At 48.5% G+C, this 25,937-nt stretch carries 20 protein-coding genes; 17 read left to right on the forward strand and 3 right to left on the reverse strand.

Annotation, left to right across the window (positions count from 1 at the left end; translation table 11 throughout):
- Window positions 1-67 precede the first annotated feature (67 nt).
- The 3 genes from BUA17_RS23000 to BUA17_RS23010 all read left to right on the forward strand — a co-directional run bounded on the left by BUA17_RS23000 (window position 68) and on the right by BUA17_RS23010 (window position 2,059).
- Window positions 68-727: an amino acid ABC transporter permease gene (locus tag BUA17_RS23000; RefSeq protein ID WP_072735140.1), complete on the forward strand. Its 660-nt coding sequence runs from the start codon at window positions 68-70 to the stop codon at window positions 725-727.
- A 62-nt stretch (window positions 728-789) separates the two neighbouring features.
- Window positions 790-1,545: an amino acid ABC transporter ATP-binding protein gene (locus BUA17_RS23005; RefSeq protein ID WP_072735141.1), complete on the forward strand. Its 756-nt coding sequence runs from the start codon at window positions 790-792 to the stop codon at window positions 1,543-1,545.
- A 175-nt stretch (window positions 1,546-1,720) separates the two neighbouring features.
- Complete coding sequence (locus BUA17_RS23010; RefSeq protein WP_063567824.1) at window positions 1,721-2,059, forward strand: DUF4190 domain-containing protein; 339 nt, start codon at window positions 1,721-1,723, stop codon at window positions 2,057-2,059.
- Between the two features lie 125 nt (window positions 2,060-2,184).
- On the opposite strand, the gene BUA17_RS23015 is transcribed toward BUA17_RS23010, so the two are convergent.
- Together BUA17_RS23015 and BUA17_RS23020 are read right to left on the reverse strand one after the other, a co-directional pair.
- Window positions 2,185-4,371 (reverse strand): YhgE/Pip domain-containing protein, encoded by a 2,187-nt coding sequence (locus BUA17_RS23015; RefSeq protein WP_072735142.1) that lies wholly within the window; start codon window positions 4,369-4,371, stop codon window positions 2,185-2,187.
- Window positions 4,372-4,451: 80 nt separating this feature from the next.
- The gene (locus BUA17_RS23020) at window positions 4,452-5,030 is read right to left on the reverse strand and encodes a TetR/AcrR family transcriptional regulator (RefSeq protein ID WP_072735143.1); all 579 of its coding nucleotides are present in this window, start codon (window positions 5,028-5,030) and stop codon (window positions 4,452-4,454) included.
- A 295-nt stretch (window positions 5,031-5,325) separates the two neighbouring features.
- Here BUA17_RS23020 and BUA17_RS23025 point away from each other — a divergent pair, with 295 nt between their 5' ends.
- Window positions 5,326-5,727, forward strand: a complete 402-nt coding sequence (locus tag BUA17_RS23025; RefSeq protein ID WP_072735144.1) for a hypothetical protein — start codon at window positions 5,326-5,328, stop codon at window positions 5,725-5,727.
- Between the two features lie 308 nt (window positions 5,728-6,035).
- Here BUA17_RS23025 and BUA17_RS23030 read toward each other — a convergent pair whose 3' ends face one another.
- The gene (locus tag BUA17_RS23030) at window positions 6,036-6,587 is read right to left on the reverse strand and encodes a CGNR zinc finger domain-containing protein (RefSeq protein ID WP_072735145.1); all 552 of its coding nucleotides are present in this window, start codon (window positions 6,585-6,587) and stop codon (window positions 6,036-6,038) included.
- 91 nt (window positions 6,588-6,678) lie between these two features.
- On the opposite strand from BUA17_RS23030, the gene BUA17_RS23035 reads away from it, so the two are divergent.
- The 13 genes from BUA17_RS23035 (at window position 6,679) to BUA17_RS23095 (ending at window position 25,922) form a co-directional block, all read left to right on the forward strand.
- On the forward strand, window positions 6,679-7,587 hold the full coding sequence (locus BUA17_RS23035) for an arginase family protein (RefSeq protein WP_072735146.1): 909 nt from the start codon (window positions 6,679-6,681) through the stop codon (window positions 7,585-7,587).
- A 158-nt stretch (window positions 7,588-7,745) separates the two neighbouring features.
- Entirely contained in the window at window positions 7,746-7,955 is a 210-nt protein-coding gene (locus tag BUA17_RS23040; RefSeq protein ID WP_063567830.1) for a tautomerase family protein, read from the forward strand.
- Window positions 7,956-8,011: 56 nt separating this feature from the next.
- Entirely contained in the window at window positions 8,012-8,929 is a 918-nt protein-coding gene (locus tag BUA17_RS23045) for an ABC transporter permease (protein ID WP_063567852.1), read from the forward strand.
- A gap of 12 nt (window positions 8,930-8,941) precedes the next feature.
- The gene (locus BUA17_RS23050) at window positions 8,942-9,820 is read left to right on the forward strand and encodes a carbohydrate ABC transporter permease (protein ID WP_063567831.1); all 879 of its coding nucleotides are present in this window, start codon (window positions 8,942-8,944) and stop codon (window positions 9,818-9,820) included.
- A gap of 42 nt (window positions 9,821-9,862) precedes the next feature.
- Window positions 9,863-10,900 (forward strand): response regulator transcription factor, encoded by a 1,038-nt coding sequence (locus tag BUA17_RS23055; RefSeq protein WP_072735147.1) that lies wholly within the window; start codon window positions 9,863-9,865, stop codon window positions 10,898-10,900.
- A complete protein-coding gene (locus tag BUA17_RS23060) occupies window positions 10,897-12,735 on the forward strand; it encodes a cache domain-containing sensor histidine kinase (RefSeq protein WP_072735148.1) in 1,839 nt (612 codons plus the stop codon). Before BUA17_RS23055 ends, BUA17_RS23060 begins: the two co-directional genes overlap by 4 nt.
- Before the next feature lie 30 nt (window positions 12,736-12,765).
- A complete protein-coding gene (locus BUA17_RS23065; protein ID WP_063567834.1) occupies window positions 12,766-13,533 on the forward strand; it encodes an SDR family NAD(P)-dependent oxidoreductase in 768 nt (255 codons plus the stop codon).
- A 34-nt stretch (window positions 13,534-13,567) separates the two neighbouring features.
- Entirely contained in the window at window positions 13,568-15,937 is a 2,370-nt protein-coding gene (locus BUA17_RS23070) for a DUF4962 domain-containing protein (protein WP_072735149.1), read from the forward strand.
- A gap of 353 nt (window positions 15,938-16,290) precedes the next feature.
- A complete protein-coding gene (locus BUA17_RS23075; protein ID WP_170867917.1) occupies window positions 16,291-17,841 on the forward strand; it encodes an extracellular solute-binding protein in 1,551 nt (516 codons plus the stop codon).
- A gap of 91 nt (window positions 17,842-17,932) precedes the next feature.
- Entirely contained in the window at window positions 17,933-22,264 is a 4,332-nt protein-coding gene (locus tag BUA17_RS23080) for an alpha/beta hydrolase fold domain-containing protein (protein WP_244552213.1), read from the forward strand.
- A 227-nt stretch (window positions 22,265-22,491) separates the two neighbouring features.
- Entirely contained in the window at window positions 22,492-24,477 is a 1,986-nt protein-coding gene (locus BUA17_RS23085) for a CotH kinase family protein (RefSeq protein ID WP_072735151.1), read from the forward strand.
- A gap of 105 nt (window positions 24,478-24,582) precedes the next feature.
- Window positions 24,583-25,227: a Vat family streptogramin A O-acetyltransferase gene (locus BUA17_RS23090; protein ID WP_072735152.1), complete on the forward strand. Its 645-nt coding sequence runs from the start codon at window positions 24,583-24,585 to the stop codon at window positions 25,225-25,227.
- Window positions 25,228-25,475: 248 nt separating this feature from the next.
- Window positions 25,476-25,922, forward strand: a complete 447-nt coding sequence (locus tag BUA17_RS23095; RefSeq protein ID WP_072735153.1) for a DUF1453 family protein — start codon at window positions 25,476-25,478, stop codon at window positions 25,920-25,922.
- The last annotated feature ends 15 nt before the right edge of the window (window positions 25,923-25,937 follow it).

Raw genomic sequence — 25,937 nt, forward strand, 5'->3', positions numbered from 1 at the left:
CCGGATTCCAAAAAGGAGCAAGTCTCCTGCGGAATGCGGGGTTAACAGATTAGAGGAGCCGATTGCGATGAGCTGGGAGTATTTATTGGGCATCATGAAGCCCATGCTTGAAGGGGCACAGACCACGATCTTTTTATTTTTGCTGGCTATTATAGTGTCTGTACCACTTGGATTTGGAGTAACCTTATTGATGAAAAGCCGATTCAAGCCGTTGGCATGGATCGCTCATACGTACGTATATGTGATGCGAGGAACGCCGCTGATGCTTCAGCTGTTGTTCTTTTGCTTCGGTCTGCCGCTGCTTCCAGGCGTAGGGGAGTATCTTGTATTTGACCGTTTCACGGCGGCAGCACTAGCTTTTATTTTGAATTATGGTGCCTATTTTGCCGAGATTTTCAGAGGTGGATTGCTCTCGATTGATAAAGGACAACATGAAGCCGCACAGGTACTGGGCCTAAGCAAATGGCAGACGATGACGAAAGTCATCATCCCGCAGATGTTTCGGGTAGCATTACCTGCCACTGCAAATGAATCCATAAGCCTTATTAAAGATACGGCATTGTTGTACGCTGTTGCTGTACCTGAGCTGCTTCATTACGCACAGGCCGCAGTAAACCGGGATTTTAAATTGATGCCGTTTGTTATAGCAGCTATTATGTATTTGCTGATGACCATGGTACTTACCTTGTTCTTCAAGGCACTGGAGAAACGTTATACATTTGAGTAAACGCGCACGGAACAGAAGTATATAAAGTTATCTAATCTCATCAATTAAAGGACTGTCTGCATATGACACATATTATAGAAGTGAATCAATTAAGAAAATCATTCGGCACACTTGATGTGCTGAAGCAGGTAACGTTCAACGTGGAGCCGGGTGAGGTCATTGCCGTAATCGGGCCTTCGGGTTCGGGTAAAAGTACGATGCTGCGCAGCCTGATTCATCTTGAGGATATTTCGGGTGGCACCATTCGTATCCAAGGCCAGGCGCTGGCTGAGAACGGATCGTATGCAGGTGCCGCGGATATTCGGAAGATTACGGATCGCATGGGCATGGTCTTTCAGCATTTCAACCTGTTTCCGCATCTGACGGTACAGGCGAATCTGGAACTGGCACCGAAGACGTTGAAAAAAGAAAGCTCAGCGATCATCCGGCAGCGAAGTCTGGAGTTGCTCGGTAAAGTAGGGCTCTCCGACAAGGCGGATGCGTATCCCGCCAACCTGTCCGGTGGACAGAAACAGCGCGTAGCGATTGCCCGCGCACTAATGATGCAGCCCGACATTCTGCTGTTCGACGAGCCGACCTCGGCACTCGATCCCGAGCTGACCGGAGAAGTGCTGCGCGTCATCAAGCAGCTGGCACAGGAGAATATGACGATGATGATCGTCACCCATGAGATGAGCTTTGCCCGCGATGTTGCGGATCGTGTCTTCTTCATGGATAACGGAGAAATCGCCGAGGCGGGACCGCCGGAGCAGATCTTCGGTAATGCCAAGCTGGAGCGCACGCGTACGTTTTTGCAGCGGGTGGAAGTGGAAGGGTAGAGGTTAAGACGAGTTAAGATATGGATTTAACGAGATCCGGATTCGTTAGATCGACGAAAGTCGACGATGAATCCGGATTTTTTTAATAAAATCGGAATATTTACAAATAATGGAGCATGTTTTTCCAGTTAATCAAGTATAATAAGACTACTTAATAAACAGGGAGGATTTACCTTTGGATCAACGTCACAATGATGTGGATCGTTATTATAGCGATCCGCTTCCGCCACCACCTTATGTAGTACCAAAAACCAATAGCAAGTCTATCGCAGCTCTTGTCTTGGGGATTTTGTCAGTGATAATTCCATACTTGGGATTTCTGATAGGTATTGTTGCTATCGTATTTGCATCTATTTCTCTTAAAGAAATCAAGCTTCGTATGGAACAAGGAAGAGGACTCGCTATTGCTGGTCTCGTCTGTGGCATCATCGGCACGGCGATTTATGCAATTATCATTTTGTTCATCCTGGCTGCCGCCTTCTTCTACGTTAGCACCGATATATCTACATATTAGAATGATAAGGATAGTGGATAAAAAATTGCCTCTTTACTAAAAAAGCAAGGCCGTGTATAAGCAAACACCCGCTGTTATTGAGGCGAGGGCGTTGCGTACAACATGCCTTGCTTTTTATTTCCATCCTACACGTGAAGAACTGCCTCACTATTTACTTCTTCTACCTCATTCGTGCGATGCATTATGAAATAGGTAAAGGTAGCTGCCAGGCCAATCACCGCAAAGATGCACAGAATTCCGATCTGATCCCATGCCACACCGAACTGTCCACTCGAAATAACAGCTTTATACCCGGTTACCGAATAGGTCATTGGCAGCCATGGATTGAATCCTTTCAGCCAGTTCGGAATGAGCTCCAACGGGAATGTACCTGCACTGGTGGTGAGTTGGAAGATTAACATGAGAATCGCCAGGAAGCGGCCGGGATTCTCCAACCAAGTAACCAGAGCCTGAATGATATACATGAAGGTCAGGCTGGTAACGAAACTGAATAAAAGGAACAAAGGCACGCTTTGAACTTCCAGACCCAAGCCGGACAAGACAAGCCAGGAAGCGAGTAGGGATTGCACGGCACTCATGATCGTGAAAGCCAGCGTTCTGCTCACAAAACGATTCCAGCCACTCGCATCGGTAACCGAGCTGCTGCGTGTTGATACAACCAGCGTTGCAATCAACGCCCCGACAAACAGTCCCAATGACAGGAAGTATGGTGAGAATCCTGTACCATAGTTGGGCACTTCATTATGTTTATGTTCATCCACCTGAACGGGCTCTGCGTACATCGTTACGAGTTCATCCGTCTTTTTCACACTACCCGTTTGATCGGCGGCATCATTCAGTTTGGTGGCAAGCTCACCAGAGCCGTCGGTCAATTTGGAGGTACCTTCTTTTAAATCTCCAGCGCCATCATCCAGCTTGCGGGAACCGTCTGCAATGGTGGTGATTCCGTCTGAAAGTTGGTTCAACCCATCAACCAGTTTCCCTGCACCTGCGTTTAATTGACTCGAACCCTCTGAAAGTTTGGCTCCGCCAGCGGCAGCTTCAGACAACTTGGAGTTGAACTGCTGGAGGCCAGTCGCAAGCTGCACCTGTCCAGCGGACAATTGTGTTGCTCCTTCTATAAGCTGCTGCTCACCCTGTACTAACTGGCTGCTGCCTTGATGCAGCTGATGTTGAGCAGCTTGCAGGTTTTGGCTGCCTTCAAGCAATTGCTGTCCACCTTGATATACCTGTTCACTACCAGCGGCAACAGCCTGGCTTGCTGCGAGCAACTGTTGTACAGCCGGGTTAGCAGCTAACTCTGGACTGGCTTCAGCTAATTGAGCAAGACCTTGCGCAACGGCCTTGGCACCTTCACTTACTTTGCCACTGCCTCCGACTGAAGCCTGCAATCCAGCGGTCAGCTTGGCACTGCCCTCCTCAGTTGCTGCCAGTCCAGCATCCAATTTTGCGACTCCTTCCTGAGCAGATTGAATCCCAACCTGTAACTTTTTGCCGCCAGCTTCAGCCTGTGCTGCTCCGTCACCAAGCTTCGTACCTGCTGCCGCCAATTGGGACAAACCATTGGAAAGGGAGCTGGCTCCTGTATGAAGCTCATCAATACCCTGAGCTAAGGTGTACGTGCCTTCTTTTAACGGGGTAATGCCTGTTTCTAGTTTGTTGGTTCCATCGGCCAGTTTGGATAGGTTCTCTTTCAGCTTGGAGGCACCTTCATCCAGCTTAACCGCACCCTCGTTGATCTGACCTGCGCCGTCTCCGGCATCTGCCAAACCGCTAGAGATTTTCTCTACCTGATCCAGCAGGGTTTCCGTATATGATTCCGTCACTTTCGCAGAGACTTTGGATTTGATCTGTTTGACCGCTGTCCCGCCAATCTGACCCGCAAGGAAGTTGTATCCTTCATTGGGTTCATAGATCAGCTCTGCCGGTTGTGGATGGTCATCCATCAGAGTGGTTGCTTTCTCGGAAAAATCCCCCGGAATAACAATCGTCATGTAATATGTGTTGTCTTCCATGCCTTGCTCGGCTTCTTCTCGGGTCACAAATTGCCAGTTGAAGTCATCACTTTTTTTCAATTCATCGACCAGATTCTGTCCGACTTCCAGCGATTTGTAATTGTAGGTTGCCCCCTGATCCGTGTTGACCACGGCAACAGGCAGTTCATTCATTTTGCCGTAAGGGTCCCAGAACGCATTGAGGAACAGACCGCTATACAGTACCGGAATGAACAGCACCACGAGAATCGGAATAAATACTTTTGGTTTCTTGAAGGCGGATTTCAAATCCTGCCCAAATACAGTGAATGATTTCATCATGTTCTCTCCCCATCATTACGCTACTCGGTTACTATATCTATCTCTAATCGATAAAGGATTCATATTCACATCTTTCTTTATGAAGGGGATAGTCCACTTTTGAGAAAGAGGCCCACGAAATCCTTGATCTGATCCTTATGCAGCGAAGGATGCGCTTTGTTCCAATCGGAAGTTAAGGTAACATACAGCTTCAGCAGGACAAAAGAGACCAGTCTGGGATCGTCTTCACGAATCTGCTCTAGTTCCATGGCGCGCTGAACTTGGCGTTCCAAATATTCGAGAATCGCGGTCTCTACTTTCTGCAAACCTTCCTTCGCCTGAGGCGTGCCGAACTCGTTCACCTCCTGAAACAGCTTGATTAACAGCTCATGTTCCTCTCTATACTCCAGCAAAGCGTCCATGCTCTGGTGTACGTTCTCAAGAAATGGTTTGTCGTCCTGCACAGTTTGCTCTGTAATCCGCTTCATATCAGTAATGATCGAGTGGAGGATCTCTCCGAACAGTTCTTCCTTATTCTCGAAAAAAGTATAGATCGTACCTTTGCCCACATTGGCCAGTCTCGCAACTTGCTCCATTGTGGTGGCTTTGTATCCAAACAACGCGAACGATTTCTCAGCAGAGTCAATGACCTGCTGCCTTCGATCGATGGTTTTCATGGCAGCTAACACCTCCTAATCATATGCAATGATAAAAGACAACTCAGAGTTGACCGGATTACTTATTTGGTCAATTGGTCGTAAACAAATGTACCATTGAATGGGGAGGGAGGAAGTGATGTTTATCATAATGTTGGATAAAAGCTTTTGAGGGGGATTAAGTGAAGCTAGTATGTATTCAGACAGGTGCTAACGAAAAAAAACGAGTTTTTGATAAGTAAGACTTTTTTTGTTTCAGAGAAGGATAAGATCTAGGGGGAAATGCCGATAACTGAAATGCATCTTATTTTAAACTATGTTATCAGCTAAATGGTTAAGAATCACAGATGAAGAATCGATAGATGAAGTTAAATATTATGCAGAGATCTCTAAAATTAATTTGATGGTATTAAATTTATTGGAAGGCAAAACAGAGGTTTTAGATGAATATGTATCATTTATTCTGCAAAGTAAGGAAGAGTTGATTACTGGGCTCTTAACGCTACTTGAAGCAAACCGATTAAGTGGGTTACCAATAAAAGAATATGAAAGTTTATTTGAAGAAAATATACAGATCATTGACTGGAAGAACATTTCAGATACTGATGCCTCATATTATCTAAAATTCTGCTATGAACTGGCGATGTATTACGGAAGGAGTGGGAGAAACACCCAAGCAGTAAGAGTATTATTAAACTGTACTGTAAGTCATACGTAGTTGAAATATCATGTTTGTCTAGGTTGAATAAGGTTTTTAAATAGAATAAATAACGTGGTTGAGTTACACTTGGATTTGTAGGTTTTGACGATAAAAAATGACTTTTATTGATTAGAGATTAACTTCCAAATTGCCTTTTGAAATTGCATAGATTTAGTTTTATGTATGACTCATAGCGCAAGGATAACGCTTGTCGATTTTCACAATGAAGGCCGCGTATTAACTCATTATCTGTTCGCCCTCCATACGGAGAGCGAGCAGAAGGTCTTATAACAGTTAAAAGAAAATTTCATAAACCAATAACTACTTCACAGATGGCCGAGCTGTCTGTGTTTTTTGACATGATATCGGGTGGAGCAACGTTTACTACAGAAGCGTTGCAGCCCGTTTTTGGAATGATCCATAAATATTTCCTCGCAAGGTGCAGAAGCACACGCTTTAAGGCGTGATCTACCGTATTCGGTTAATTCCATCCCTAATACCAATGAGCAGATGGAAAGCAGTGAATTGCTCAACGAATATCCTTTTCCTTCCGGTTGATCATATACAAACAAGAATTGCCCATCCGTAGTTGTAGATATGCTGGATTGGATTGGGGCACGTAAGAGATGTGTGTTTAGGAAAAGAGAGAGTTCTTCGTCCGTTGCCGTTCGAATAAGATCACGAAACGTATCGCGATAAGAATGTACAGCTATTAAATCTTTCGAGGCAGGTAACTTGGTTGAAAGCAACCCATGTTTACTCAGAAGTTCTGTGAGTAGAGCCACGCTACCGATTCTTTCGGGTTCTTCGTAAAAGGGATCATAGGTGTTGATTAGTTCAAATGTGAAAGAAAACCATGTTTCGTTGTAAGACTTCATATTAGTTTGACTCCTTACATTTTTCATTATATAGTAATGCTTAAATTATGTTTTAGTACTTACATAAAGTCAAGTGAGGAGATAGAAATCGGTGAACAAAACCATTCAAATTATACATGCACCTACGAATCTGGGGCTCCGCAAACATCCAGATGGACGTGAAAGAGGATGTGACAAGCTTCCAGATACACTTGAGCAGTTGGGCTTGCATTCAGCTATTGATGCGAAAGTTACTCAACGAATATCCAAGCCTGAGCATCCTATCGAAGAAGTTTTCGATGAAGGAACATTAAATGGCCGACAAGTGGCTACTTACTCCGTTAATTTAGCTAATGTGGTCCAAAAGGTAATAGAAGATGACGATTTTTCATTGGTATTGGGTGGGGATTGCAGTGTCCTGGTGGGGAGCGCTCTTGCCCTCTCGCGGAAGGGGACATATGGATTAATTCATATCGATGCTCATCCGGATTATTATCATCAGGGGAACAGAAAACAGGCTGTTGTTGGCGGAATGGATCTGGCAATCGTTACTGGAACGGGGACAAAGTTTCTTACCAATTTAGAGGGACGAGCTCCTTATATTCAACCAAAACACGTTCTTTCGATAGGTTACCGAGAATCTGATCCTGAACAGGACATTATAGAGGAAGCCACAATAGCTGGTATTTCTTTTTGCAGTGCAGAACAGATCAGGCGGGAGGGGCTAGAGAAGACGACAACGTTAATACAGAACTATATGAACCGAACCAATGAAGTTGAAGGTTATTGGCTTCATCTGGATGCAGATGTGCTGGATGCTTCGATTATGCCTTGTGTGGATTGCCCGGAATCCAATGGTCTTACCTGGCATGAACTGGAGCACATACTCCAGACGATTTTGGCTTCCAATCTAATTATAGGGATGACGGTAGCTATTTTGGACCCCGATTTAGACTTTACTCAAGAGGTTTCTCGAAAATTTTGCAATCTGCTTATTAAAGTGCTGCAAGGCAAAGAGTAAGCCCATCCGAAATATTAGTTATTAGCCCTCTCACCATCATCCCCACCTAAAGAAAACACAAGTGAACGAAAAGACAGTCCATTGTTGCTCTCTCACAGGAACGCTAAGATGAAGTTGTTGAAGCGTTTACATTATATGGTGAAGGGAGCTTAACTCGGATGCCAGAAATTACGATCAGGCTGTATGAAGGCAGGACGGATGAGCAAAAGCAGGAGATCGTGGAGGTGTTCACACGCGAGCTATCTCGTATTATCGACCGTGAGCCGGATTATATTTCCGTTGAATTCAATGAAATCCCATGGGACGAGAACGTTCCTGATAATTTGAAAGCCATGCAATCACAGAAGCAAGGAGGGGAGAAGACGTGAAGCCGGCGGACATCACGCCGCCAAGCCGAGGAACAGCCAGACTTAACTCGTCTGGTCTGGGCACTCGGCTCGGAGATGCGGGACGTTATCTGTGGCGATACCGGATACTATACCTGCTCTCCGTACCGGGCATCCTGTATTTTTTCCTCTTCAAATATGTGCCTCTGTTCGGCTCGATCATTGCTTTTCAGAACTACAACATTTTCAAAGGCATTACCGGAAGTGATTGGGTAGGCCTGGAGCATTTCCAGAAGATGTTCAGCCATTATGACTTTTTACGAATTCTCAACAACACACTTCTGCTCGGACTATATGATCTGGTGATTGCATTCCCGGTTCCGATCTTACTGGCCATTCTGCTGAATGAAGTACGGATGATTGTGTTTAAGCGTTTGCTGCAAACGATTGTTTACATGCCTCACTTTCTGTCCTGGGTCGTCATTAGTGGTATCTTCATGGGTATTTTCTCGATGGATGCCGGGGTGGTGAACAAGGCACTTGGATTTCTGGGCATGCAACCGATCTACTTTCTTGGAGAAGACTCGTACATTCGTTCCATTCTGATCGGTTCCGGGATCTGGCGTGACTCCGGTTACGGAACGATTATTTTCCTGGCTGCCATTGCGGGAATTAATCCCGATCTGTATGAGGCGGCAGAGGTGGATGGAGCCGGACGTTTGAAGCAAATATGGTCGATTACCCTGCCATCCTTACTGCCGACGATTATGATCCTGCTACTGCTGCACATCGGAAAGTTCCTTGATCTGGGCTTTGAGCGTGTGTTCGTATTCCTGAATCCGCTCAATCTGGAATCTGGAGAAATTCTCGATACGTATATTTACAAAGCTGGCCTGCTCTCACAGCAATACAGCTATACAACGGCTATCGGATTGTTCAAGTCGGTCGTGGGTTTGATGCTTGTTCTACTCGGTAATTTCTTCAGCAAAAAAACAACCGGCGAAAGCCTGTATTAGGAGGCGAGATAGATGCGTACCCCCAGTGTCCGTTACCGTATATTCCGCATTGGAAATCTCGTTTTTCTTACGCTGCTCTCGTTGACGATGATTCTGCCTTTCATTAATGTGCTGGCTCAATCTCTTAGCAGCTCGGAAGCGATCATGGGCGGAAAGGTCAGCTTCTGGCCTGTTGCTTTTACCTGGATCAATTATGAATATGTATTCGGCGATGCTTCGTTCTGGCGGGCATTTGCGGTATCGGTTGGGGTGACGTTGTTCGGGACGCTGGTCAATCTCGCTGCAACGGCATCGCTGGCGTATCCCGTTTCCCGTCCAGAGTACAAGGGGCGCTCCCTGGTTGTCATGTTTGTCCTAGTGACCGTTGTGTTCTCGGCGCCGCTCATTCCGAACTTCATCTTGATGAAGGAACTACATCTGGTCAACAACCCGCTGGTTCTGATTGTGCCAGGAGCGATTAATGCCTTTAACTTTTTCGTCATGCGCTCGTTCTTCGCACAGCTACCGGGTGAACTGATCGACGCTGCCCGTATTGATGGCTGTGGGGAATTCGGCATCATCTGGCGTATCGTCATTCCATTGTCCAAACCGGCCATGGCATCACTCGGCATTTTCTATGCGGTGGGCCACTGGAACGCCTATTCCACCGCGCTTTATTATCTGAATGATCCGGCCTGGTGGCCGATCCAGGTAACACTCAAGAAGCTGTTTGAGAGTGACGATATTTCCGTAGATCCAGGTTCTGCCGTCTACAGTACCCTTGCACATACATCGCCGGAAGGCATCAAAATGGCAACCATCATCATCGCCACCCTGCCGATTATTATCATCTACCCTTTCCTGCAAAAGCATTTTGTAAAAGGAATCATGGTCGGCTCCGTCAAATCTTAAGTACATGAAGCATACAGATCTGACGGGAACGGGGGAATGGCGATGTTCAGAATCTTGATTACGGACGATGAGCCGATGATTCGGATGGGTCTGGCGAAGATGATCAAACAAGCGGGACTGTTCGACTGTGAGATACGTCAGGCAGCGCATGGGGAAGAGGCCCTTCAGGTGGTAGAGGCCTTTCGGCCACACATCCTGTTTACGGATATCCGCATGCCGACGATGGATGGTATTGAGCTGTGTCGACGTTTATCCGAGCAAGGCAGTACGATGCGCATTATTGTGGTTTCCGGTTATTCGGACTTTGAATATGCAAGAGCTTGTATGGATTATGGAGTAAAGCGATATCTGCTGAAGCCTGTGGGACGACAGGAGCTGCATGAACTGCTGCTCAAATTGCTGGCAACCGAAGAAGATAAACCTACGGTTTCCCTTGTACCCGTGAGGGAGCTGAATGATTGGGCGATGCGTCTGGAAGATGCCATATGGGAGCTGAGACAATCAGATGTCACGGAGCTGCTCGCAGGATGGTCTGGTCGTTACCCGTCATATTCCTTGATGCCTGAGCAGACAGCGGAGCTTTTTCAGGAATTGCTGGAATTGATTGTGGCCCGCATGAACGCACGTGGCAACGGAACGATGAGTACATCCTGCGAGATAAATGAAAGCGCTTCCTCTAAAGAATGCTTTGAGGCGCTGGGCAACGAGATCCACACGTTAATGAAGACGATCAAGGAAAAGCGCAGTGGCAAGCGCAAGCATCCAGTGGAAGAAGCAAAAGCCTATCTAGAGAAGCACTTGCGCCGCGAAGTGTCACTGGACGAGATTGCCGCCAAGCTGGGCCTTAACCCGTCCTACTTTAGTCAACTATTTAAGCAGACGACAGGGCAGACCTTTATCCAATACCGGATACGCAGCAAAATGGAACTGGCCAAACGCATGCTGGAACAGCCGGGCAACCGGATTACGGATATATCCTACGAAGTGGGGTATGCGGATCATCCCCATTTTACGAAGACATTTAAGAAAATTACCGGACTGACCCCGTCCGAATATCGTAGCAAGTTGGGCATTGAATGATGAAGCGCAGCCTGTCCATCCGTCTGTTCTTTCATTTTGCCGTCGTGATTACGTTGTCACTGTCCGCCATCGGCCTGTTCACCTATACCTATGCCTCGACTGAAATGAACGACCAGCTTGCGGACAACATCGCCCAAACGATGCGCAATACGGCGTACCAGACCGATCTGTATTTGCAAAATTATGATCGTGCGACCTACTCCATTCTCTCGAACGGAAGTGTGAAGCATTTCCTCGATATGAATTCGGAGGACAGTTATGCCTATTACGAGTACAGCCGTCAGATTAAGACGAACGTGTTCCCGCCTGTTTTTATGTTATACCCACAGATCAAGTTCCTGTATGTTATCGGGGATAACGGGCGTGTTGTGATTGATGACAACCAGAATTCAGCTGGCATACCGGATATCGACGCGGCACAGCAATATAAGGAGTTGCTGGCTGCAACCCCTGCAAATGGAGAATCGACGTTGCTTACCCGCAGTATTCGCAGTGGACAGAGCGCCAATGTGATTACGATCGCTCGCCGGATTAGAGGGGTATCCTCCTATACGCCAAACGGAGTACTGGCGATGGAAGTAAATGTGCTGGAGCTTGACAAAATATGGGGAGAACTCGACCTCGGTCAAGGTGGGTATCAGTATGTGATGGATCAGAACGGAACTGTAATCTACACACCCGGGGACGAAGAGGCGCAGACAGCGATGGCGTCCAACACTGTGAATAGGCTTATGCACATGGAGGCAGGATCACTGGAACAGAACACGGATGGCACCAAACGGCTGCTCATATCGGAGCTTTCTGCATATTCGGGTTGGCGTTTTGTCGCTTCCGTGCCGCTGTCGGAGCTGCAAAGACCGATTGCAACGATCCGTTCAGCCACATTATGGGTTGGTGCAGGGACCTTGCTCGCCGCGCTTGTCGTGGCCTACCGGATCGGAGCATCTCAAGTGGAACCTATTCGTGTGCTGATGAACGGAATGAGACAGACGGAGAAGGGAATCTGGAACAAGGTGGAGATGAAGGAAAGGCGCGATGAAATTGGTGTGCTGATCCGCAGCTATAATCTGATGGTCAGCCGCCTGTCGGACATGATTGAGAGTGTATACGAGTCGGAGCTGCGCCGCCAGAAGTCGGAAATCGAGCTTCAGCAGGAGGCGCTGGAACGGCACCGTGCGGAATTTCAGGCGCTTCAGTTGCAGATCAATCCGCATTTTCTCTACAACACCCTGGAAACGATCAAATGTTATGCCGTCGTACAGGACTCCGAAGAAATTGCACAGATGGTGGAATCCATGGCTCATATGCTCCGTTATTCCATTCAGACCAATCTGGAGGAAATTACGGTTGCTAATGAGTTGAAGCATGTGCTGGCCTACCTTTCCATCATGAAACATCGCATGGATCGAGAGCTTGAAGTTGAGGTTATCATTGCGCCGGATCTGTTGTTGGAAAAAATGGTTCGACTCACCCTTCAGCCACTGGTGGAAAATGTGTTACAACACGCATTTCCGCGAGGCATGGAGCCCGGTCACTTTATCCGCATTGATGCTCGGCGCCTGGAAGATCGCTTTCTTGTCATCGTCCAGGATAACGGCATGGGCATGAGCGAGGAACGCCTAGAGAAGCTGCGTGACCGTCTGGAATTGAATCGTCTGGCAGGCGAAGATTCCGATGATGTCTACCATCGCGGAGGTATCGGACTCATGAATGTCCATCGGCGGATTCAGCTTGTATTTGGAGAAATGTATGGCTTGATGATTGAGAGTGAGCGAGGCTTGGGAACGACCATTACGATGGCGCTTCCCGCAGATCAGCATAGCAAACGGATTTAATTGAACCTATAACAGGGAGGAAGATAGAACATGAATATTAACTTGCAGAACAAAATTGCGCTGGTTACCGGCTCTAGCGGAGGAATTGGTGCTGCCATTGCTGGGGCATTGGCTCGTTGCGGAGCAAAGGTGGCTGTGAATGGCCTGCATAATATGGATCGGGCGGAGGAGGTAGTGGCCGCCATCCGGGATGCTGGAGGTGAAGCAGCTGCATTTCAGGCAGATGTGACCGATACGAATGCCATAGAATCAATGGTTGGGGAGATTACGCTCCGCTTTGGCGGTCCGATTGATCTGTTGATTAATAATGCAGGGCATCTGGTGGAACGAAGCCCCATTGAAACGATGAGCGAGGAGCTTTACAGCCGGATTATGGATGTCAATCTGAAGAGCGCCGTATTTGTCTCCAAAGCGGTCATTCCTGGTATGAAAGCGGCTGGAGGCGGCCGAATTATCAATCTGACCTCTGTAGCGGCTCATAACGGGGGCGGTCCGGGTGCAGCTATTTACGCAGCCTCCAAGGCGGCTGTCATTGCGTTAACCAAAGGACTTGCCAAAGAACTGTCTCCTGGCGGGATTACAGTTAATGCCCTATCACCGGGCTTCATCGGGCAAACGGCATTCCACGCAACGTTCACCTCGGCGGAAGGTCGATCTTCTGCGGTAAGCAGCATCCCGCTTGGACGGGAAGGGACTCCCGATGATGTCGCAGGAGCGGCGCTATACCTGTGTTCCGAGCTGGGTTCTTTTATAACCGGAGAAACGATTGAAATCAATGGCGGAATGTACATGCGTTGATGCTACACCATTACGATAAGGAGGCGACGATACGATGGAAGTGAAGCGGAAGCTTGCAGAAAGACCGTTGTACCAACCAATCAGCGGGCCGTTCCATGTGGACTATGCTCCTGATGAACATACCGTTCTGGCAGAAAATCCGCCGAGATTTACCTGGATGGCGGCGCAGCAAGAGGATGAGAATGCCTATCTGCTGCAAGTGTCAGCGAGCCCTTCTTTTCAGGAAGAAGAGACGATGACCTTTGCGCCGCTCCCGTATAACTTTTTCACGCCTGACCGGGTGTTGCAACCTGGGGAGTATTATTGGCGATATGCGCTGCTTGTAGATCATCCAGTGCAGCAAGATAGCGAAGCCAAAGCGGACGCTGTGCTGGGTAAGCAGCAGGAAATGTCGGCATGGAGTGAGGTGAGGCGATTTACGGTACCTGCGGGATTACCCGAGACACCGATACCTTCTCGGGCCCAGCGGTATGTTGCCACGGACACGTCTCACCCCCGGCTATGGCTCGGAGAGAGCGGGCTAACGGAACTTGCGGATGCCATTGCGTCAGATTCTACATATTGCGGCTGGGATGTGTTTATGGCAAATTCCGTGGAGCCGTGGGCCAATCGCGAACTGATCTGTGAACCGCTGCCTTACCCGGAGAACAAACGTGTCGCCCCGCTCTGGAGGCAAATGTACATTGACTGTCAGGAAACGTTATATGCGATTCGTCATCTCAGCATCGCGGGGCGGGTCCTACGTGACGAACGGTTGCTTGAAGCAGCCAAAACCTGGCTGTTGCATGTGGCGGCTTGGGATACGGAGGGAACGACCTCCCGTGATTATAACGATGAGGCGGCTTTTCGGGTCGCCGCCGCGCTCGCTTGGGGCTATGACTGGCTGCATGATGAGTTGACCAGTGATGAGCAAAAGGTGGTAAGGCGCAGCTTGCTGCGGCGGACAGAACAGGTGGCCCATCATGTGATGGTTCGCTCGAAAATCCATCATGTGCCTTATGACAGCCATGCCGTGCGTTCATTATCCTCCGTGCTTGTGCCCTGCTGTATGGCCTTGTTGCATGAGGAGCAGCAGGCTGCAGAGTGGCTAGATTATGCGATCGATTATTATGCCTGTCTGTACTCCCCTTGGGGAGGAAGTGATGGAGGTTGGGCTGAAGGTCCGATGTACTGGACAACAGGTATGGCCTATGTGACCGAAGCGATGAATTTATTACGAAACTATGCGGGCATCGACTTCTTCCGTCGGCCATTCTTCCAGCGTACCGGAGATTTTCCACTCTACGTGTACCCGCCCGACGCTCGGCGTGCCAGCTTTGGAGATCAGTCTACGCTGGGTGACCCGGTAAACTTGAAAACAGGCTATCTTGTCCGCCAACTGGCAGGTGTTACAGGCAACCACTGGTACCAGTGGTACTTTGAGCGTGTACGCCAATCCGATCCGGGGACAGAGGGGGCTTTTTATAACTACGGTTGGTGGGACTTTAACTTTGACGACTTAGTATACCGCCATGATTATCCGCAGGTGGAGGAAGAGTCGCCTGTGGACATCGAGCCGCTCAAGTGGTTCCGTGATGTGGGGTGGGTAGCCATGCATCACCGGATGGACGATCCGGATGAGCATATTATGCTTCTTCTCAAATCGAGCCGTTATGGTTCCATCAGCCACAGTCATGCGGATCAGAACAGCTTTACCCTGCATGCATTTGGTGAGCCGCTTGCGGCGGATACGGGTTATTATATCGCGCACGGCAGCTCCTTTCACCGGGAATGGCGCAGGCAGACACGCTCCAAAAACAACCTGCTGATTGGCGGAGCAGGTCAGTATGCCGAGAACAACAAGGTGCTGAACATGGCTGCCACCGGGCAGATCGAAGAGGCCTATTGGCGGGATGGCGATGGTTATGTGCGCGCGGTAGCGACCGATGCCTATGCCAGCACCGTACCCCATGTGAAGCGTGTTGTACGGGAGATTCATTTTCTGCAATCCTCCTATTTCGTCATTGTGGACCACATTGATCTGGAGAAGCCGGACAGCGTTCAATGGCTGTTCCATGCACTGCACCCGCTACAGCTGAAAGGGCAGAGCTTCCGTCTGAACGGTAATAAGGCGGGGCTTGAGGGCACGTTTGTATATGCTTCCTCCGGTGAGTTGTCTCTTAGCCAGACGGATCAATTCGCAGAGGTGGACCCTACAGAGTACGAAGGGCTGGAAAGACATTATCATCTGAGCGCAGAAACGCGGCCTGCCACAAGCCATAGAATTGTAACGCTGCTTGTGCCATATAAGATCGAGGAGCCGAAATATGTCCCTTATTTCATTGATGACCAGGATCACGGTATCCATCTCTATTTTACCGACAACGGTGTAACGAAGAAGATCGAGGTATCCAAGACGTACTAGATAAGATGAACTGGATATTTACACAAGAACGAAGAGCGCAGAACCCACTGAAGAAGCGAAGCGTTCGCCTTTATCCCCGGATTTTCCCCTCTGAAAAGGGAATCAAAAAAATCTGGGGATAACAGCGATCGGAAGAGGGTACTGCAATCGCAGTGGCTGAGTGTAATGTTTGTACGTTCAATTTATATAGTGCTATATGACTGGATGCTGTTGAACGCTGAGTGCTGACCTAAAGAAAACGCAATCTCATCTAAAACATCCCCATTGTTGCAGGCGGTGGGGATGTTTTAACATCTATTTGAAAGCGCTTCACCAATGAGTGGTACCTAAATCAGGATGAAAAGAGGGGTAGCATGAAAAAGTGGATGGTCTCAGGCATGGCGCTATTGCTGGCGGCAGCTGTCATGACGGGGTGCAACAAAGGGAGTGGAGCAGCATCCGGTGAGGGCGGGGGAGACGGCAAAACAAAATTCTCCATTTCACTACGGACGCTGGCGTATACCTATGTGGAGAAGTCACCGGACATTAACAAGGATCAATGGGTGAAGAAACTGGAGGATCTGACCAATACCGATCTGAAAATTGTCCTGGTGCCCCACAAGGAATATGAACAGAAAATGGTCCAGATGTTTGCCACAAATGATATTCCTGACGTGGTGCAGGGTGACGGCGGCGTCAACGGCAAAGAGATGGCCGGCTCGGTCGAAGCTGGAGTATTTCAGCCCCTGGATGAACTGTTACAGCAGTACGGGCAAGATTTGCTGAAAGCCGTGCCGAAGGAAGCCTGGGACCAGGTAACTCATGACGGCCATATCTATGCCATCCCTGAATATTTATCCAATCCATCCCGCCGGGCAACCTGGATTCGCAAAGATCTGCTGGATCAAACGGGACTACCGGTGCCAACTACAGTTGAGGAAACGATGGACGTTTTGCGCGCCTTTAAGAAGCTCGGCGTGGAGAATCCCTATATGGGACGTGAGGATTTCAAATATGCAGATACCTTTTTCGGTGCCTATGACGTACAGCAGTTCCTGTCCATGATGGAGCAGCAGGGCGACCAGGTTGTTCCGAAGTTCATGGATAATGAGAATATGCAGCAAGCCCTAACTGTCTATAAGACGATGTACGAGGAAGGGCTGATCAACAAAGAGTTCGCGACCATCAATTCCACCGTATTCAAAAATACAATTCTCTCAGGCAAGGCGGGCATGTGGTCCATGAATGCCAACGAACTGATCCAATGGGAGAAGCAGATTAAAGCGTCGGTTCCCGATGCCAAAATCGAGATTATCCCTTCCCCTGTCGGCCCGGACGGAAAGGGCGGTTATTATTTGTACGGTCCGGTGACACGTGCCTACTTTATTAATAAGGATGCGGCTGATCCGGCTTCCATTATCCGTTTCTTTAACTGGATGGTGTCTGACGAAGCGGAGAAGTTCTTCACGTACGGTACGGAAGGAGAGACCTATACAGAGGATAATGGTGTGATTTCATATACAGCTCCGACAGACTCTGCTGGCGTGGACGAGGAGCGTTACCGTCAATCGTTCTTATGGTTCGTACAGGACACGACATACAACAAAGGCTCCCTATCATTGACAGAAGAAGGCAGAAAGCTGATGAATATTTACGATACGGTTTTAGCCAAAGAAGGTCGGGATGGCATTAACTTTGATCCGCGTTTGGAAGCTTTTGTACAGAATCCCGATATTGCTCCCAATTCGGACACACCTCCTCAGGTATTGCTCACACACATGATTAAGATGGTTTATGGTAAGGAGCCGATCTCCGATTGGCCGAAAGTAGTAGAGGAATGGAAATCCAAAGGCGGCGATCAGGCAATCAAAGAAGCCACCGAGAAATTCAATAAGGGTGAAGGCGTGTCCGCACCGCGTCGCTAACGATTTAAGTTGAACTATACATTTTACACGATAACAGCGATCGGAAGGTTGTTCTGTCATCGGAGTGGCAAGTCAGCTGAATACGGAGGGGATGCAAGTGAATGACGTGTTCAAAACGTGGAAGAAGCGGGTTGTACTTGTTGCCATGTCTGTCATACTCATTAGCGGTATTACCGTTCCCGTGCATGAAGTCCGGGCGATGGAAGACGCTGATCCTCATTCTATTTTAAATACTACGCAGGAAGAAAATATCCCAGATCCGGAGGGTCCGGAGCTGGAGATTTACGCGGAAAACTTTGATGACCCGGACAATTTTGGCTCTACAGGCGGAATTGCACTGAGAGCTCCCTGGCTGCAGGAAGGAGTAGGTGGAAGCAAGGCCAAAACATCATCTTCCACAACTGCACCCTCGCTGCCCAACATGATCAAGATTGACGGAACCGATGCACTCGCGCTGCCACTTGATCTGACTGGATACGGAAATATTCGGCTGAGCTACTACACACGTGCGTCGTCCTATATAAGCGGAAGCATCATTATCGAATGGTCGAAGGATGGAGGCAGTTCCTGGGCAACGCTGGAGACATTTGAACTTCCCCCAGGCACTCCAGATGTGAAGAACAAGGAAGGGAATACGCTAAAAAGCTGGACGCTGGGTTCGGAAGCGAACAATAACAGCACGGTGAAAATTCGTTTTCGGACAGGAGATGCCATGCAGGCCAACATGTATATCGACAATGTTGCCATTTATGGTCAGGCTATTCCCGGTATAACGCCTGCCCCATCGCCAGTTCCGCCTGGAGAGGAGAATACTGAATTTACGCCACCACAAGGAGTGACTTTATACGAGGATGTGGAGATTGGCACGGCTGGTGGGCGAGCAATCTATTCATCCATTGCTGTTCCTGAGACAGCGGCAGCTGAACCGATGCCGGTCATGGTCTATATCCATGGAGGTGGATGGAATCACGGGGACCGAAAGCAGGCATTGAACTCCATTTGCAATTATGTACTCAAACGCGGTTACATCGGTGTATCTCTGGACTACAGGCTGACGCCTGAGGCGCCTTTCCCTGCCCAGATTCAGGATGTAAAGCTTGCTATCCGATATTTGCGGGCCCATGCGGCGCAGTACAACCTGGACCCGAGTCGTATAGGCGTCTGGGGATCATCTGCGGGCGGCCATCTAGCTGCATTGCTCGGTACAACAGGGGACATGGTTGCTGGTGACACCGTAATGCTCGATACAGGAGTGACGGTAGATGCACCTGATCTTGAAGGTTCTGGCGGATGGCCTGAGTATTCCGACAAAGTGCAGGCCGTTGCCGACTGGTACGGACCCGCTGATTTTACAACGACATTTGCCAATAACTATAGCTCGGTCACGGCTCTGCTTGGTGGGCAACGTGCGTTTGATGTTCCGGAGCAGGCCAGACTTGCCATGCCGGGCACGTATGCTTCACCGGATGATCCACCGTTCTGGATTCGGCACGGTGATGCTGATGCCACCATTCCCTATACCGACAGTGTTACTTTCGCGGGACAGCTTCAATCTGCGGGTGTCCCGATTGTGGATATGAAAGTCGTACCTGGTCAGGGCCATGGATTTACAGGGACGGCTTCCGAGGTTGCCAATGCGGAGGCATGGGCCTTTCTTGATGAACATGTGAAGAACCGGATCGTTACGGAGCCCATTATGTTCAAAAGCAATCCCGAACACACTTCGCCTGGAGCCGAAGAAGAGGAAGAAGAAAAACCGTTGATTGAAAAGGTCATCGCCAGCAAGCTGCCAAGTGACGATGCGGCGATTGACAGCAGCAAGCCTGATCTGAATTTCAATCAGGCAACGGGCTCCAGCACCGGATTACTAAGCATCTCTTCCACTTCATCGACCAAGAAATATGTGTATTTCAAATTTGATATGTCCGGAAATGAGCCCGAAGGAAATCGGTATCGACTACGGATTGCCGCCAAAAAAGGCACATCAAATATCAATACAAAGTTGTCTCTTTACGGTTTGAATTCAACAGACTGGAGTGAATCATCGTTAACCTGGTCGAATGCCCCGGTCCAAAGTCTCAGCGAAAGTTCGCTGCTTGGCAAATTCCAGGTCACGGCAGATCGTAATGGAAGTCCGGCCGTCTATGAAGTGGATGTAACCGATTATGTGAAGAGTCGTCCAGATGCCGGGCAGATTGCATTTTTGCTCGCGGATGCGGGATCAACAGGTGTTTCCGTTAACGTCTATACCAAGGAAGCCAACGGAACGAGCAATCCGCGTCCACAGTTATCTGTCATTGCTTTAATCGAAGAAGGCAGTGACGCGCAATCACCAGAATGGGAGCAGGGAGCTATACTTGAGATTCGCAACTGGGGAACGGATTTTGCGGAACTGAGATGGCCCGCTGCCAGCGATGATACGGCTGTATCTGCATACCGGATATATCGGGATGGAGTTTTGCTGGCTGAACAAAGTAAGCAGTCATTTCGTGACAGCGGACTTGCAGCCGGAACATCGTACACGTTTCAAGTGAGGGCGATTGATGAAGCTGGCAACGTCAGCAGTGCCCTATCATCCGATTTGACCACCCTTACCGTTCCGGTATCGTCCCTGCCTGTTGCCTCCGTCTCGGCAAGCGGTAGCGACGGCAACCTGGCGACTAATACCATCGACAATAACAGTTATACACGCTGGTCTGTTGCCGGAGAGGGGCAATGGATCACATTTGATCTGGGGCAGGCACAGCAAGTGGGCTATGTTGGGATTGGTTTTTACAAAGGGGATGTCAGGAAGACCTTTTTTGAAATAGAAACGTCTGTTGACGGTGATCATTGGACCCAGGTATATGGCGGCGAAAGCAGCGGGGATACAACAGAAATGCAGGCATTTGATATCCCGGATACTTCTGCACGTTATGTACGGATCACCGGACATGGCAATTCTGATTCAAGTATTTATACAAGTCTGACCGATGTGCATTTGTATGCTCCTTTTGCAGGCGGAGGGACGCCTGTTGCCCTGATTCCATACATTGAGCCACAACCACCGGAGGGAACGGAGCCCTTTATCGCTCCAGGTCTGACGGAGACAGATGGAACACCACATGCAGTCCATCCTCCTCATACTGTAACCGGACGTACGATTGATGTACGGGATTACGGAGCAGATCTGGCTGATAATACGAGCGATGACCGACCTGCAATACAGGCTGCCATTGATGAGGCCAGCGTTGGTGATGAAGTGTTTTTGCCTGATGGAGTGTACAATTTGTTGTCCGGGCCGGATGGAACTACCGACCTGATGCTCAAATCCGGGGTGAACCTGAGAGGAGAGAGCAGTGGAGGGACCGTGCTCAAGACATCGTTGGATCAGGTGACGGGCAGCGCCGTCCTGAAAGCATCGGCTCAGCACAGCATTCTCGTATCCAATATGACCCTAACTTCATCCTGGTCTGGCAGCTACACGACCGATCACAAATCCAACAATCCCTCCGCAGGGGGGCCGGATAGCATGATCCACATCGCTAACTATGGTGAGAAACCATCGTATGACATTACGATCGACGGTGTAATTGTGGAGAAATTTAAACGAATGGCTATCCGCATCGAACACAGCCGAGATGTCGTTGTGAAGCATGCAACATTCCGTAATGCAACAGATCTGGGCCCTGGGGGTTCAGGCTACGGAATATCCATTCAGGGAACGGCCAAGACTGATCGGCTCGGCTTTGACAATGATACGATATGGAATGTGGTGGAGGATAGTACGTTTGAGGGCCCTTATCTCAGACATGGAGCGTTGATCCAGTTTGTTGCCCATAACAACGTACTGCGTGGCAATACATTTAACGGAACGAAGCTGGATGCTATTGATCTTCATGGTGAACTGGAGTATTTGAATGAAATCTCGGGCAATGTCATTACGGATGTGCTGACAGGCGCAGGGATTGGACTTGGCAATACAGGGGGTTCAGCACCCAGCAATCACAGCAAGTCGGGCAAAGGAAACTACATTCATGACAACACGATCAGGAACAGCCAAATCGGCATTTCGGTAACCATGGGCACCCCCGATACTCTAATCGAGGATAATCTCATCGAGAGTACAACCACGATTGCAGATGCGGCAGGAATCAAAGTGCTGAATGGACCGGGCACGGTGGTTCGAGGCAATGTGATCCGTAACAATACCGCTAGCGGTTACTGGGGCGTGCGTCTTGAGCGCGACAAAGGTGATGCTGGAGCCGGCAATATTGGCGAAGGAAACCCCGAGAATGTGTTAATTGAAAATAACCGAATCGAAGGTAACACAAACGGAATTGGACTCTTTGCCGGAGTCGGCATTCTGCTGAAGGCCAACATTCTAAACAATGTGAATGAGGACTATTACAAAGCAGCAGGTGTTACCGTTACCGAGCTGTAAAGGATCAGAGCAAGTAGCCTAGCAGGCGTCTATATAAGTTGAAGCTCAATTTTACACTATACTGCAATCGGAGTGATCAGGTGTACCATTTATAGTTCAACTTATGTAGCCTGATGGGCTACTTTTTGTTGTGAATCATTTATTTAAGATTCATTAAAGGTTTGTCCTCTACCATGGTTTCATAAGCCTAAGTTGCTTAACAGAAACCAAGAAGGAGGATTCATCATTTGAATAGTTTACTACGTAAAGTTGCAGTAACGGCCTTGTCCGTGACGATGGTAACATCATCTTTTGCCCTGGTAGGAAGCCCGAACGCTGCGTTTGCCGCAGAGGATACAAGCACTAGCACAGGCGTCACGCAAGCCTATGAATCGTTGTTCCAAACGGACAACGTCATTGATGTGAATGTTACGATTGATGATGCAGACTGGAAGAGCATGCTCGAAAGCCCGCTGGATAAGGATTATAAGAAGGTAAGTGTGGAAGTGGACGGCAACAAGCTAGATAACGTTGGTTTCTCCACCAAGGGTAATCTGACTTTGAAATCCGTAGCCTCCATGCAAGATTCTGACCGTTACAGCTTCAGACTGAAGTTCGATAAATACGACAAAACACAAACCTTGCTCGGTCTGGATAAAATGGTCCTGAACAACAACTATTCCGATCCATCGTACATGCGTGAAGTTCTTCACTATGAAGCGCTGCGCAGCATTGGCATGGATGTACCGATGACGAACTACGTTAATCTGTATATCAACGGCGAACTGGTTGGTTTCTATACCGGGGTTGAAGCAGTAGATGACAGCTACCTGGAACGCAATTACGGTGAAGATTATGAGGACGGTGTCCTCTACGATACGGATGAGAAGAGTTACCTGCAATATTCAGAAGGCAGTGACTACAGCACCATCACCGAAGATTTGGGTACGGACGAGAATAAAACCAAACTCAAAAACTTCATCAAAACGCTGAACGACATGCCTGAAGGTGAAAAAGGTGATATCGAGAGTGTGCTGGATGTGGATTCGGCACTGAAATATATCGCGGGCAACATGGTCTTTGGTAACTATGACAGCTATAGCGGCGACAAAGGGCATAACTACATGCTTTACGGAGATGCGGCTGGCAAATTCACCGTTGTACCTTGGGACTTTAACATGTCCTTTAATGGATACTCGGGTGGAGGCGGACGTGGTACAACAACAACTGGATCAACCACGACCAACACCAATGCAACGAACGTATCCGTGGACGAGCCAGTACTGGGCATTAGCATGGAAAATGTACCGATGATCAACAACCTGTTGGCCGTGCCTGAGTATAAGGAAAAATACTTGAGCTACGTCAATGAGTTGACGGATTATATGGAAGGCATCCAGGACCGCATCACAGGTCTGGCTGACATCATTCGTCCATATGTTGAAGCAGATCCAACGAAGTTCTACACAACAGAGCAGTTTGAATCCAACATTGCATACTCTGCCAACGCTGATGCAACAGGTGGTATGGGTGGCATGGGTGGTACACCACCAGAAGGATTCGAAGGCATGACACCACCAGAGGGCATGGAAGGTATGACGCCTCCAGAAGGTTTTGAAGGCATGACACCTCCCGATGGTACAACACCGCCGGATGGCACAACGGGAACAGGAACAACAGACAGCACAGGCAATACCCAAACACGTCCGGGCGGTAACTTTGGCGGAGGTGGAGGCATGGGCTCCATGGCAGCGGGGTCGCTGACGACGTTTGCCCTGAACCGACTTGCCAATCTGCAAGAGCAACTTGGACGTGAAGTAACGCCTTTGCCAGAGACTTCAGAAGATACAGGCACGGATAACGGAACAGGAACGACGGACAAAGCGATTACGGTAACTCTCGATGGCAAAGCGATTACGTTCCCGGATCAGGACCCGCTAGAGCAAAGTGGCCGGGTTATGGTACCCGTGAACGCCATCCTAGAAGCTTTGGGTGCAGAAGTAACGTGGGACAAAACAGCGAAAACGGTAACAGCTGTTCTGAATGACCAGACGCTTGTGCTCCAGATCGGAAGCAGCACAGCAACGGTGAATGGTGAAACGCTCGAAATTGATGCACCAGCCATTATCAAAAACAGTCGCACGCTTGTGCCGGTACGCTTCATCTCTGAAGGACTGGGACTGACCGTGGATTGGAATCAAACGGCTGCACAAGTAACACTTACATCCAAATAATATCTCTCTTGTAGAGAAACGTTGTTCTACGGAGAACGAGAAAAGGGATTCGATGATCAGATCGAATCCCTTTCTGGTACAATGAGGGAAAAGGAGGGAACACATATGGCTCCCGATAAAACAAAACTTTTCCCTAACGATAATATTCGTACCGTTTGTTACATTCAAAATTTGCCGCCGCGCTCTAATGTGCTGATCGGTGATTATACGTATTATAGTGACAACAGTCGTCCACCCGAACAATTTTATGACCGCATTCAGCATCATTATGATTTCCTAGGCGATCGTCTGGTGATCGGTAAGTTTTGTGCAATTGCCGAAGGTGTGACATTCATTATGAATGGTGCTAATCATCGGATGGAGGGCATGACAACCTATCCCTTCAATATTTTTGGTGGTGGTTGGGAGAGAGTAACTCCTACGCTGGATCAACTGCCTTTTAAGGGAGACACTGTATTGGGCAATGACGTCTGGATTGGGCAAAATGTAACTATCATGCCGGGTGTCACGATTGGAGACGGTGCCATCGTTGCTTCCAATGCGACAGTCACCAAGGACATCGAGCCTTACACCATTGTGGGTGGCAATCCGGCCAAACCAATCAAAAAGCGTTTCGACGACGAGATCATTGCTTTACTGCTGGAACTGAAATGGTGGGATCAAGATGAGGCGTGGTTGGACACACATTTGGAACGACTGGTCTCTACATACGATCCGCAGACATTGCGTGAGCTTCTGAAGAGTAAGTAGGTTGGTGTACGTGAATTGATTTGCAAAAAAACGAGAATATCGCTGGTTCCTTATGGAGCCAGTTTTTTTATTTTGCACTCCATATGCTCATCATCATCACACTTCATGGAACCTTGCATATCCACAATAAGCCCTTGGATGGAAGAAGTTAAGAGAGCCAATCCATCTATAGGTGGACTTAACTCCCGTTAAATTCGGCTACACTAAATGTAGATCAGAGAACACGTGGAGAAGGTGAGGAAAAAAACATGATGAATATTGTTATTGTAGCTGTCATTGTTCTATTGTTATCGCTAAGGGAGAAGGAAGTGAAGACATCCCGTTTATGGGTCTTTCCAGCGATTATTGCGTATTGGGTGCTTTCGAGCGTAGTAAATACACCATTAACGGTGGGCAACATTCTGTTATATATTGTTTTTCTCATCATAGGTTGCGGGATTGGTGCGTGGCGGGTACATCTGGAACAGCTTCGAATCCATCCAACTACAGGTAAAATGATGTCTAAGGGATCGCTGGCCAGCAGCTTGCTTCTGATCGCGGTTATGGTGTTAAGACAGCTCGCCAGCCAATGGGATGTGCATCATACGGTGGTTTCACTGAGCAATGCTCTTTTGTTTCTACCTCTGGGAAGCATCGTTGCCCGGCGTTATTTTCTGTATGCTAAAGTCCAGCGTTTTCAAGGCAGAGGTGTATAATATTTTCAAACTTTA

Source organism: Paenibacillus sp. ov031 (assembly GCF_900143165.1).
Lineage (GTDB): Bacteria > Bacillota > Bacilli > Paenibacillales > Paenibacillaceae > Paenibacillus > Paenibacillus marchantiae.